This is a genomic window from Brevibacillus brevis (assembly GCF_001039275.2).
Classification (GTDB): Bacteria; Bacillota; Bacilli; order Brevibacillales; family Brevibacillaceae; genus Brevibacillus; species Brevibacillus brevis_C.
This window is the reverse complement of record NZ_CP030117.1, coordinates 2615712-2628366: the sequence shown is the minus strand read 5'-3', so window position 1 is coordinate 2628366 and position 12655 is coordinate 2615712. Positions and strand designations below refer to the sequence as shown.

The 12655-nt window shown below is 47.7% G+C and carries 11 protein-coding genes; all 11 read right to left on the bottom strand.

Annotation, left to right across the window (positions count from 1 at the left end):
• Position 1: 1 nt before the first annotated feature.
• On the bottom strand, positions 2–1225 hold the full coding sequence (locus AB432_RS13345) for an efflux RND transporter periplasmic adaptor subunit (protein WP_048032686.1): 1224 nt from the start codon (positions 1223–1225) through the stop codon (positions 2–4).
• A gap of 247 nt (positions 1226–1472) precedes the next feature.
• Positions 1473–3332: an oligoendopeptidase F gene (pepF, locus tag AB432_RS13340; RefSeq protein WP_048032685.1), complete on the bottom strand. Its 1860-nt coding sequence runs from the start codon at positions 3330–3332 to the stop codon at positions 1473–1475.
• Between the two features lie 95 nt (positions 3333–3427).
• Entirely contained in the window at positions 3428–4714 is a 1287-nt protein-coding gene (locus AB432_RS13335; RefSeq protein ID WP_048032684.1) for a UDP-glucose dehydrogenase family protein, read from the bottom strand.
• A gap of 12 nt (positions 4715–4726) precedes the next feature.
• A complete protein-coding gene (locus AB432_RS13330) occupies positions 4727–5800 on the bottom strand; it encodes a glycosyltransferase (protein ID WP_048032683.1) in 1074 nt (357 codons plus the stop codon).
• 26 nt (positions 5801–5826) lie between these two features.
• Complete coding sequence (locus AB432_RS13325) at positions 5827–6777, bottom strand: NAD-dependent epimerase/dehydratase family protein (protein ID WP_048032682.1); 951 nt, start codon at positions 6775–6777, stop codon at positions 5827–5829.
• Positions 6774–7577: a glycosyltransferase family 2 protein gene (locus tag AB432_RS13320; RefSeq protein ID WP_048032681.1), complete on the bottom strand. Its 804-nt coding sequence runs from the start codon at positions 7575–7577 to the stop codon at positions 6774–6776. The genes AB432_RS13325 and AB432_RS13320 overlap by 4 nt, the downstream gene beginning before the upstream one ends.
• Positions 7574–8620 carry a glucose-1-phosphate thymidylyltransferase gene (locus AB432_RS13315; protein ID WP_048032680.1) on the bottom strand — a complete coding sequence of 349 codons (1047 nt, stop codon included), beginning with the start codon at positions 8618–8620 and terminating at the stop codon, positions 7574–7576. The genes AB432_RS13320 and AB432_RS13315 overlap by 4 nt, the downstream gene beginning before the upstream one ends.
• Before the next feature lie 122 nt (positions 8621–8742).
• Positions 8743–9915: a glycosyltransferase family 4 protein gene (locus AB432_RS13310; RefSeq protein ID WP_048032679.1), complete on the bottom strand. Its 1173-nt coding sequence runs from the start codon at positions 9913–9915 to the stop codon at positions 8743–8745.
• Positions 9896–10318, bottom strand: a complete 423-nt coding sequence (locus AB432_RS13305) for a hypothetical protein (protein WP_048032678.1) — start codon at positions 10316–10318, stop codon at positions 9896–9898. The genes AB432_RS13310 and AB432_RS13305 overlap by 20 nt, the downstream gene beginning before the upstream one ends.
• A 105-nt stretch (positions 10319–10423) precedes the next feature.
• A complete protein-coding gene (locus AB432_RS13300; RefSeq protein WP_007723121.1) occupies positions 10424–11107 on the bottom strand; it encodes a DnaD domain-containing protein in 684 nt (227 codons plus the stop codon).
• 122 nt (positions 11108–11229) lie between these two features.
• Positions 11230–12519 (bottom strand): asparagine--tRNA ligase, encoded by a 1290-nt coding sequence (asnS, locus tag AB432_RS13295; protein WP_007723123.1) that lies wholly within the window; start codon positions 12517–12519, stop codon positions 11230–11232.
• Positions 12520–12655: the final 136 nt, after the last annotated feature.

Below are 12655 nucleotides of genomic sequence, written 5' to 3'. Positions count from 1 at the left end.
ACTATTCTCCCTTCGCCTCTACTTTTTGCCCTTCGACGTAGAATGTAATTCCACTGCGCAGGAGTTGGTCGCCTTCTTTCACTCCAGATACGATTTCGATGGAGTCTCCGACCAATTGACCGGTCTTCACTGGTTTTCTTACAGTAAGTCCATTCTCTACTGCCATTACGTAATGGTCTGTTTGACTCACGCCGACACTTTCCAGCGGTACGAGGAAGCCATTTACTTGGCGAGGCACCTCAATTGTTGCGGCCATTCCACCACGCCAGTAACCATCTGCATTCGGAATCGTGATTTCGACGCGGTATTTACCTGTATCCTTGTTCACAACTGGAGATATAAAGGCAATCGTTCCTTCACTTTTCTTTCCATCGTCAGATAGCGCCTGCACCTTCGTTTTTTCATGGAACTGACTGATCAAATCATTGGAAACATCCAAGGTTATCTTCACTTCAGACAGGTCGACGAGGCGAATGATTTCCTGACCGGGAGACACCTGCTCTCCAATTTGCAATTTCACATCCACGACTGTTCCTGCGAATGGCGCCTGAATTTTCGCATCATCCAAGCTCTTCTTCGCACGGTCTACACCGCCGGCAGCAGCTTTAATCGATGCGTTGGCGACCATGACATCTTCTGGTTCCGCTCCTTTTTGCAGTTCATTCAGAGACAACTGAGCGTCACGCAGTGTAATCTCTGCTTGTGTAACAGCCCGTTTACTCGCATTTATTTCGTTTTGCGAAATGGCTCCACCAGCTAATAGCTTCTCACTTGTTGCGAGATCCTGCTTTGCTTTATCCAGACTGTCTTGCGCGCTTTTTACCTGCAGACGCTTCTGCTCAAGTGCTTCTGCTGTCGCGCCCTTTAACGTCTTGATTTTCCGCGCTGCTGCTTCCTCTACTTGCCCCTGTGCCGCTGCAATTTCTTTTTGATGGTAACGGGTATCCAATGTGGCCAATAACTGACCTTGTGCGATTTTTGCTCCTTTGGTCGCAGAGATCGCGGAGATCGTTCCGCCTGTACCAAACGATAACACCGCGTCCCGCTTGGCTTCTACCATCCCTGTGACTGCGAGCATCACTGGCTTTGTTGCTTTTTGAACCTTCACTACTTCTACTACCTTCGCCTTTGCCTCTGTCTGCTGCGGTGCCTCTGGTGCTGGTGCTGAACAACCAGCAGTGACCAACATTACCGATGCCAGAATAATTGATGCCCGTTTTTTCACAAGAATTCCTCCAAATTTTCACAATCATTCCTCATGGCGTAATTGTGCCAGTTTTTACCTCTGCTGCAAAACAGTCAGCGGGTGGAAATTCATATCCGCCCCGAGACGGAGAACAGTACCTAACAGCGCATAAATAGATACGCAAGAAAACTGGGAAAGTTACCTTTTTTTGGACGATCCTGAGGAAAAATTTACAAAAAAAGCAGCCAAGTCATAGACTTGAACTGCCTTTTGAATTTGAGCCCTGTTATTGTTCTATCAGTTGTTCCAGTTCCTCGAGCAATTCCTTGAAGACACTCAATGCTTCTGCAATCGGTGTTGGCGACGTCATGTCTACGCCTGCGCCCTTGAGCAGATTAAGCGGATAATCTGAACTGCCGCCCTTGAGGAACTGCAAATAACGATCTACGGCTGGCTGGCCTTCCTCCACAATCTGCTTGGAAAGAGACGTCGCGGCGGAGAAGCCAGTCGCGTACTTATACACATAGAAGCCGCGATAGAAATGAGGGATTCGTGCCCATTCCAAATCTACCTCGCTGTCTACAACCATGTCCGGTCCGTGATAGGAAACATTGAGCTCACGGTAAATCGTACTGAGAGATTCGGCTGTCAGCGGCTCTCCCTGCTCTTCTTTTGCGTGCACAATTTTCTCAAACTCAGCAAACATCGTTTGACGGAATACCGTTCCACGGAACTGTTCCAGGTAATGATTAATCAAGTACATGCGTTGTTTCTTGTCAGTCGTCGTCTCGAGCAAATGATTCATCAGTAGTGCTTCGTTCAGTGTAGAAGCCACTTCTGCTACGAAAATCTTGTAATCGGCATACGTGTAAGGCTGTGCGTGATTGGAATAGTAGCTATGCAAAGCATGCCCCATCTCATGCGCTAGCGTAAACATGTTGTTGACATTGTCCTGATAGTTCATGAGTACAAACGGATGTGACGTATAGGCACCCCATGAATAGGCTCCACTTGTCTTCCCTTCGTTTTCATGCACATCAATCCAACCGTTGGAAAAGCCCTCATCCAAAATGCGACCGTACTCCTCACCCAGTGGATGAAGAGCTTCTTTAATCGTTGAAACAGCCTGATCATACGGGATTTTCATGTCCGTCTCAGGTACGATCGGCACGTACAAATCGTACATGTGCAATTCATCTACGCCCAATAATTTTTTGCGCAAGGCAATGTATCGGTGCATGAGCGGCAGATGCTCATGGATCGTTGCAATCAGGTTATCGTAAACAGGGAGCTCCACATTATCGGCAAACAAGGCAGCGTACAGGGCAGACGGATATTTTCTCGTCCGTGCGTAGAAAACATCCCCTTTGATGGCAGATGTCAACGAGGCTGCGATCGTATTGCGGAACTTGCCATACGTACTGTACAGCGCCTCGAATGCATCTTTGCGCACGCGTCGGTCTTTGCTTTCCATGAACTGCGTGTAGCGTCCCTTGGTCAGCTCGACTTCCTCGCCGTTTTCATCCGTGATCATCGGAAATTTCATGTCCGCGTTGTTGAGCATCCCAAAAATTTTGGATGGAGAAGATGCAAGCTCGCTCATATTTGCCAGCAATGCTTCTTCCTCTGCGGATAGCGTATGTGGCTTGAAGCGAGTAATCTCTTCTAATAAAATGCGGTAGTGCTCAAGTCCTTCAACTTCCTTGATCCACGTTTGCAAATCTTCCGTGGCAATCGCCAAAATCTCTGGCTGTATGTACGAAATGGAACCGTATACCTGCGTACTAAGGCTGGTCGCCCTGTCAGTCAGCCCTTGATACTTGCTGTTGGCATTGTCTTCGTCTCGACGCATACGTGCGTAGACGTACACTTGATCAAGCGTCTTCAATAATTCATCTTGCAGAGTCAACACGGCCAGCAACTGTTTACCGGAAGTAGCCAGAGAGCCTTTCATTGCTGCGATTTTTTCTGTGAGCTGTTTTACTTTTTGTACGTCCGCTTCCCAATCATTATCAGTGGGATACATGTCCTCAAGACGCCATTTGTATTCAGCGGGGACGTCACTGCGTTTCGGCAGTGTTTTGCTTTTATTCACCGTGATCACTCCCTCGTTATTCATGTAAGATGAAATGGTCAAATCATCCATATGTGTATCCTATCGTATTATGCCTACAGGTTCAAATCAATCAGGCGCTTTCACGTTTTCCACAGAAAAAAAGCCGAGCTTCCCGAAATGGAAAGTCAGCTTCTCCCTACTCCAATATAATGAAAACCTGCTTCCTTTACCTCCTGGTTCGGCCAGGCATTTCGTCCGTCTAGCAAGAGCGGCTGTGCCATGCTTTGATAAACCTGTTTCCAATTCAATTGGACACACGGTTCCCATTCTGTAACCAATAATGCGGCGTGTGCTCCCTCGCATGCTTCTGCCGCGGATTGCGTGTACGTGATCTGTGGAAACTGCTTGCTGACACAGGGTGCTCCAATCGGATCGAACGCCTTCACGATGGCACCTTTGTGCAGGAGTATTTCAATCAATTTGAGCGATGGCGCTTCGCGGATGTCATCCGTATCCGGTTTAAACGTCAGCCCCAGAATAGCAATTTGTTTGCCTGTCAGATCAGGGAGCTGCAAGCACAACTGCTCCAAAAACCAACCAGGCTGTGTAGCATTCACCTCTCGCACTTTATCCAAAATACTTAAGTGAATATTGCGCTCTGCTGCAAGCTGCAATAACGCAATTGTATCCTTCGGAAAACAGGAGCCGCCATAGCCTACTCCTGCCCGTAAAAATTGCGGACCGATTCGGCTGTCCAGTCCCATTCCTCGCGAGATCGTCACGATATCCGTCCCGAGCGCGGTACTTAACCGTGCTAGCTCATTCATGAAGGAGATTCGGGTTGCCAAAAATGCATTCGAAGCGTATTTGATCAGCTCCGCATTAGCCCTGGTGGTGATGACGCGCGGTGCCTTCACGCCGTTGTACAGTTCCTCCATGCGAGCGGCTGCCTGAGAATTGTCTACACCAATGACGATTCGCGAAGGCTCCAATGCGTCCAATAATGCACTCCCTTCCCGTAAAAACTCCGGGTTGGATGCAACAGATACTCCTTGGCAGCCAGCCAGCATCCCCGCTACTTTTTCGCCAGTTCCGACTGGTACGGTACTCTTGATTACCACGATGCGTTCTTGCGGTGCGAGCAAATGGACCTTGTGAATGTCAGAAACAGCCCCGAGTAAATACGTTAAATCGGCTGTGCCGTCTGCTGCTTCAGGTGTCCCCACACAAATGAAAAAAACCTCTGCGTCCTTCGCCTCTGTCAAATTTGTATAAAAAGCAAGTGCGCCATCATCCAATACTTTTTTCAATGCCTCTTCTAAGCCCGGCTCGTAAATCGGCGAGATCCCTTGGCGCAGTTTTTCTACTTTGGATGCAACGAGGTCAATACCCGTCACCTGATGATCGTTCATGGCTAGGGAAACTGCAGTCGTCAAACCTACGTAGCCGGTCCCAATAACGGCAACTTTCATTCCTTCACCTCATCATTTTTTCGACACACGCAAATAAAGCTCTTCTAGTCTCATCCGTTGCTGGTGGATATCGTGGTTTTTTTCTACTTTCAGCCGAGCCTCCGTCGTGATCTGTGCCCACTCGTGACTTTCTGTTAGTACACGGTTTATCATTTTCCCGAGCGCAGTCGGTGATTTCTCCGGAACCAGATATCCAGTCACTTTGTGTTCAACCAGCTCAGGGATTCCCGCGTGATAGGTGGAAATGACAGGGCGTCCGCTAGCCATCGCTTCCATGATGACATTAGGAATCCCCTCCTGGTTGCCATTTCTCGCTGTCTTGCATGCGATGATGAACAAATGGCACTTGGCCAGTTCACGCTGGACTTCACGATGTGGCAGAGCCCCTTTGAGCACGACTTGTGTGCCTAACCTATTTTTCTTGATCAGTCGTTTGAGTTTCTTTTTTTCTTCTCCATCGCCGACGATGATTAACTTTGCCTTGGGATGTTTTTTATGCACATGGGTAAACGCCTTAATTAACGTATCCATACCCTTTTTTTCAGTCAGTCTCCCTACGCTTAGCAATCGGTACTCCCCATTTTCCACCGGCTGTGGCGGCAGCATGGGAAATTTGCGCAAATCAATTCCTGAGCGGATAAGGGTAATTTTAGATGGGGGACAGCCCAGATGAATCAATCGCTTTCTCATGTGATTGCTCACGACGGTAAACGCATGGCCCTTTCGAAAGAGACGCGAAAGGGACCGTCTGTACAATGGATTTTCTTTGACACGCTTGGTGGCATCAAAGCCGTGAAAGGAAGTAATCAGGGGGAGCTTGCTTTTTTGTGCATAAGGAAGCAATTCTAATCCAGCAGGACCAAAACGGGCATGCAGGCATTTAATTTTTTTACGTCGCAGCCAAGTGGAGAGGCCGGCCATATGCTTGCGCACATAGACCGGCGAATAAGGAAATTGTTTTCGGTTAAAGGCTCGCTGTCGGGTCAACACCACGGGTTTGACCACTTGATGTCCAAGCAATTGCTCATAAATAAATGTTTCACTCTTGGGAAGAAACTTTCTGCGATAAACGAGGACCCGATGCATGCAACTGGCCTCCTTGATGACGGGTGTTACCCCTTCGATTGAGAACGAATCTCTTCTAATTGAAGGCGAAGTCCCTCTTCTAGCGTCACTTTTGGTTTGTATCCCAAGCGTTGTTGGGCAAATTGGATATCCGCACAGGTTCGTAAGGAGTCACCTGCCGGCCCATTTTGAAACGTAATGCGAGGGGTCAGATTCATTAACGTGCCCATGATGGATAGCACATCGATGAGCTTGATTTCCCGGTCTCCCCCCACATTAAAAATGTCACCGGGAACAGCATGCTGTGCAGCGAGCAGATTCGCCTCTACCGCGTCTGTCACATACGTAAAGTCTCTGGATTGCTGGCCATCCCCATAGATGATGACCTGCTCGCCTTTCATCATTTGACGAAAGAAACGATGAAAAGCCATATCGGGACGCTGTCTGGGACCGTATACCGTAAAGTAGCGAAGCATGCTAACCGGGAGTCCATAAGCTTTTACATAAACCGAGCAGATTTGTTCCATCGCTTCCTTGGTCACACCATAAGGGGAAACCGGGCGAAGAGGCGCAGTTTCATTGGTTACGGTCCCTTGCATCGTCCCGTAAACCGAGGAAGAGGACGAGACCACGATGACAGGTGGCTTCGGTCTTTGCAAGCAAGCCTCCAGCAATTCTTGTGTAGCCAAAATATTATGGCTAACATAATCGGCAAAAGACTTTCCCCAGCTATTTCTTACGCCCGGCAAGGCAGCGAGATGGAAAACAGCGTCGACGTTCTCGAGCCAAATGTCCCAACGCCCAGTCTGAAGTGTTGTAGAGTGGAAGGTGAAGGCAGGATGTTTTCCTATTTCGGCCAGATTACGCAGTTTCGCAGCAACATCGTAGTTATCGATGAAACCGTCTATCCCGATGACTGTCACGCCATCGTTCAACAAGCGCTGTGTCAAATGAGACCCAATAAAGCCTGCACAGCCGGTGACAAGAGCTTTCTTCATCGTCTCCGACGCCTCACTTTCTTCAGCCTTTTAATGACTAAATAACCGTTTTTGTAACCATAGATGGCCTTGTACTTCTTGCCCCACCTTTTCAGATAATATTTGAATGTTTTTTTTCGCAAATAATTACGGCGAAACTTCATCTTGCTGTCCGTGAGCTGACCTTTATGCTTCGTCCGGTTGTAAAGAATTTTGTTGATGTATCTCACTGGATACTTTTCAATTAACCGCAAAATGATTCGCCGATCCTCCATAATCCTTCCCTCGTATCGATCCGAGGTATCCCAACCACCCACTTGATGCAGAGCTTCTACGCGATAGCAGCGTGGAGAGACCATCCAGCGATTGTATTTCAAAAACTGGTATTTGTTATGAAAGGTCTTGTGTTTCACCTTAATCGTCTTGGTATACTTTCCGCGCTTAACTTTCCAGATGTTCATGTTCCCGTAGAAGATAGCCGTGCTTTTCTTGCTTTTGTGAATGTACTTTTTGATCACTGCCAGCGTTCGTTTCGGTAACCAGTCATCGGAGTCGAGTTGTACGAGATAAGGGGTATCCACCATTGACAATGCCTGATTCATCACTTTGCCGATGCCAGAATTTTTTTCCATTCGATGATACAGAATGTTTGGGTGGTACATATATTTTTCAATTTTACTTCTGGTGTGATCGGTGGACGCATCGTCAATGATCAACAGCTTCCAATCTTTTGAGGTTTGATTCAAAACGCTGTTGATGGCTTTGCGAATAAACTTGGCTCGATTGTATGTCGGAATGACTACAGTAAAGGTCGGATTCATACGTCCTCCCTCTTGACAGCCGGAATGCAAATGGACGATTTGTCGCTTACAATGAAAACTCCCGTACTGTTAGAAGATTGACCCGTCATCATCGATGAGCGGCCGAAAACGCTGTTTGTTATTTTCCAAGCAATGTCTTGCAGCGAGCTGTTTTCCAGCAAAATACTATTTTCGATATACGAGCAATTTCTCAAGCTTACGCCATTTTGGATCGAGACGTACGGTCCTATTTGGCAATTTTCAATCACACAATCTTCACCGATTCTTACAGGACCCGTAATCTTCGCATTTTTCACAATGGTTCCTTTGCCAATTTGATGTTGATTGCCTAGCTCCTTCGTAAGCATCCACTGGTTGGCCTCCAGCCAGCGATCGATGGTTCCCACATCCGAATACTTTCCGTTGGTGACGGAGTGAGCCAATTTGAATCCGCGATTAATCATCGATTGAATCGCATCCGTTATTTCTAGTTCGCCTCGTGGAGATGGCTGCAGGTTAGCAATCGACTCAAAAATAGGTGGCGTAAACAGGTATGCGCCGATAACCGCCAGATTGCTCTTTGGCTGACGTGGCTTCTCCTCTACAGAGATCAGTCTTCCTTTTTGTACTTCTGCGATCCCATAGTCCTGTGGTCTCTCCACTTTACTTAGCATCACGACACCGTCAGATTTTCCCTTCGTAAACGCTTTTGTAAGCCCGTGAAGCGAATCCATTAACAAATTATCACCTAGTAGCAAGATAAACGGTTCGTCTTGCAAAAACGGTTGCGCTAGCTGGACAGCATGGGCAATTCCCAGTGGTACCTCCTGCCTGATAAACGTAATGGTAGCCCCGAATTGACTACCATCGCCCACCATGGGAGGAATCTGTACTTGAGAAGGATGTATCACGATGCCAATGTCCTGAATGCCCACTTCACGCAGTTTGCGAATGCAGTAGTGTAAGACCGGGTGATTGGCCACAGGGAGGAGGGTTTTCGGTTGCGAATAGGAAAAGGGGTGCAGTCGCGTCCCACGTCCAGCACACAAGATTAACCCTTTCACAAGTATCACTCCCCAGTTGTGCTCTGCGATACTTATAAGGTATGCGTATCTGAATAGCTGGACAGGGCAGACGTCCACATTGGCGCAAGAAAAGGCAACCACCTACATCCGTTCCATTCGAATTAACCTGTTTTTAAAAGCGGTTGTTTCTCTTCACTCCGCGTTGGAACAACTGTTTCAAACACGTTCAGATAGCCTTGCGCAGTTGCGTACCAAGAAAAAAACTTAGCTCGTTGCAGAGCCTGTTTGCCCATTTCATTCCGGACGGCGGGTGAACTCCACAACAGTTCCCAGACAGCAGGCAATCCTTTTTTCCAATCTTTTGGCGGAATGATAAAGCCACTTTTCTCGTGGGCAACGACTTCACGAATGCCGCCACGTGGAGTGGAAATGACGGGCTTTCCGGAAGCCATTGCCTCTAAATTGACACGGCAAAACGCTTCTTTCCAAACGGATGGTGTCGCCACGACATCCCCAATTTGGTAGTAAAGCGGCATTTTTGCGGATGGTACGAAATTGACGAAACGCACCTTTTCACCCAAAGGCTTCGCAAGTCTCTTGAGCTCACGAACGTACGGATTCAGGCGATTACTGCCGTATCCCGTGCCACCCACAATGACGAGTTTAGCTTTCGGATCTTGTTTGCTCACCTGACGAAAGGCTTTAATCAGCACATGCACCCCTTTACCCCGCATGAGTCTGCCGGCATAAAACAAGACGCGATCATCTGGCTTCAATCCGAGTTCTTGACGCATTTTTTTGACCGCAATCTTTGCAACCTGATAAGGAGTGACATCGACTCCGAGGTGAACCGCATGAATTTTGTTTGCAGGTATCTTGCACGAACGAATAAAATGTTGACGTAAAAATTCACTGTTCGTAATAAAACCTGTTGCCAGGCGAACGGCGCGCCGCATCTTTTCCTTGCTGATGATCGGCTGTGATCCATACACGTGAGAGTGCATATTCACGAAGACCGGGATCTTGGGAAAATGGCGTTTTAATGTGAGAACATAGATCGGTCTGTTTTCCACGAGAATGACATCTGGCTTGTTCTTTTTGATATGGTTAATGATCCGGCGCAAATAAGGCTTAGGCCCTTGATACGGGACGCGAATGAACTGCCGGTTTTCTTCCACGGATGAGGTTGGATAGGTCGCACATTTACGAGTGTAGATCGTCACGTTATGCATGGGCTCGATCATCTTTGTGACCTCGTCTATATCGTGTTCGACCGAGCTTCCTTTGACCGGTGGTACAGAAAAGGGACCCGGACTAATAATTGCGATGTTCATTTCGCTCGATCTCCCACTCCTTTTTCAGTGAAAGAACTACTTGATACAAGTACTGCAATTGTTTTGTATGGTTCTCTTCAAGCTTCTCCCACCTTTCTTCCCACGAAGCCAGCGCCTCTCTCAGTACCAACACTTCTTGCTCAAGCTTGTGAACCTGTTCTACGACTGCCTCATCGGTCTCTCTCATAATAATTTCGAAGGTAGGCTCCAAGACCAGTTCCTTCGGCTGCTCACCTGTTGTATTTACGACCAACTCCTGGACGTTTTCCGTTACTTCCTCTTCCTCTTTTTCATTGGCTTTTACAATTGAAATACGTTGAACTGCCTCATCTACGACATAACTTCCTGAAAACACACCTGGCGTTACCCAATGAGACAGATCCCATTTTTTCCGTTTTTCCACAAGTCATCGCCTCCTGAAGCTTGCATCTACGTAATATGTTATGACAGTCAAGGAAAATGGGTACGTGTACGGTGACATAGAAAAAACCGCTTGATTTGGAGGAAATCAAAGCGGTTGCCCGTGGTCTCTCATATTTGCTTGTCTACGGAAGTTCAAGCTGTAAAGACGCGCTTGTTCTACGGTTGTAATCTGTTGCTTTTGCCATTCGAGCAAGATCCTGTCGATATAGCGGATGTGGAGTTTGCCAACGGTTGCAGCCTCACGCAAAGCGGTCAAAATCAATTCTTCCTGATAGCCGTCCTGTTCTGTCCACATGTGGATGTTCTCCAATTCAAATGGCGCTAGCGGGCGACCGAATGCCTGCTCAAAACGAGCGTAAATGGCAACAGGTTCGGCATCCAGAGAAACGGCCACTTCCATAAAAGGCTCCATGCTTCTCGGGTCTGCTTGCTGCTCCCGCCAGGTCTGGTACAGCTTTTTGTACAAGGGTGTCAAATTGTATTGTTCATGACGCATGCCAGTCTGTGGATCGATAAACTCATCTATCGTAATCCAATCTTCTTTTAATAGCTTTTGTAGAGATTGAATCAATCTCCTGCTCGTCATGGACATGCGTTCCTCCAGCTCTGTTAAGGTCGGGAATCGATTCCCTTCCTGCTGAAAGGACAGCAGATGAATCAACAGCATCATCTCGTCATCAGTCAATGACATACGCTTATACATTTTCAAAAGAAGGTTGGAGACGGATGTTGCTCCTTCTTGCAACAATTGCAATATATGGGAGTCCATAACGCATATTCACCTCTGGGTTGGAATAACAAGGGAGTGCGTAAAACGCGCTGTCAAACAATAGGAACACCCTGCTGCCCTCGCGCAACAGGGTGTAGATCGTTCAGTGATAAAGGAACTCTCTAAGGGTAGAGACGATTCAGCATGCGTGGGAATGGAATGGTTTCACGCACGTGATCCAGACCGCAAATCCATGCAATCGTACGCTCCAGACCCAAACCGAAGCCGGAGTGAGGAACTGTACCGTATTTGCGCAGATCCAAATACCAGCGATATGCCTCTTCCGAAAGCTCATGCTCAGCAAAACGTTTCTCCAAGAGTTCTGGATCATCAATCCGCTGGCTACCCCCGATGATTTCACCGTAGCCTTCCGGTGCGATCATGTCCGCGCACAGAACCACTTCTGGACGTTCAGGGTGTGGCTTCATGTAGAAAGCCTTGATTTCAGTAGGATAATGGGTGATGAAAACAGGCTTGTCGAAGTGATCCGCAATCATCGTCTCATCCGGTGCCCCGAAGTCGTCTCCCCATTTGATCTCGCTACCTTTTTCCTGCAACAGTTTGATCGCATCATCATAAGAGATGCGTGGGAACGACCCCGTTACATTTTGCAGTTTTGTTGTATCGCGCTCCAACGTTTTCAGTTCGCGCTCACAGTTTTTCAATACGGATTGTACCACATGAGAAACGAATGCTTCCTGAATACGCAGATTTTCTTCATGATCCACGAAAGCCATCTCCGGCTCGATCATCCAGAACTCGATCAAGTGACGACGTGTCTTGGATTTCTCGGCACGGAAAGTTGGACCGAAAGAGTAAACGCGACCTAACGCCATAGCGACTGCTTCCATATAAAGCTGGCCGGACTGCGAGAGGTACGCATCCTCCTCAAAATATTTGGTATGGAACAGATTCGTGGTACCTTCCGCAGAGGTCGGTGTCAAAATCGGTGGATCTACTTTTACGAAACCGTTCTCGTGGAAGAACTCATACATGGCGCGAATCACCTCAGAACGCACAGCCATGACTGCACGCTGACGTGGAGAACGCAGCCACAGGTGGCGATGGTCCATGAGGAAGTCAACACCGTGTTCCTTCAAGGAAATCGGATATTCCTGGGCGATCTGAATAATTTCCACACCTGTTACTGTCAGTTCGTAACCGCTTGGTGCGCGGTCATCCGCACGAACTACACCGGTTATGTAAAGTGAGCTTTCTTGTGTGAGCTGTGAAGCATTCTCCCACACTTCTTCCGCTACTTCCGCTTTTACTACTACACCTTGAATGAAGCCGGAGCCGTCGCGAAGCTGCAAAAATTGAATCTTGCCGCTGCTGCGTTTGTTGTATAACCAGCATCCCAGGCGTACTTCTTGTCCAACATGCTGCCCGATTCGGGCAATCGTCGTCAACATTGAATGATTCCCTCCATTTACCATGCCACGCAAATACAGACTAAGTATACCTATCAATTATACTATTGGGGGCCTGCAAATTCAATGAAAGTCTCCCTGCATAATGTTAACCATAAAATAATTATGTAAACAATTG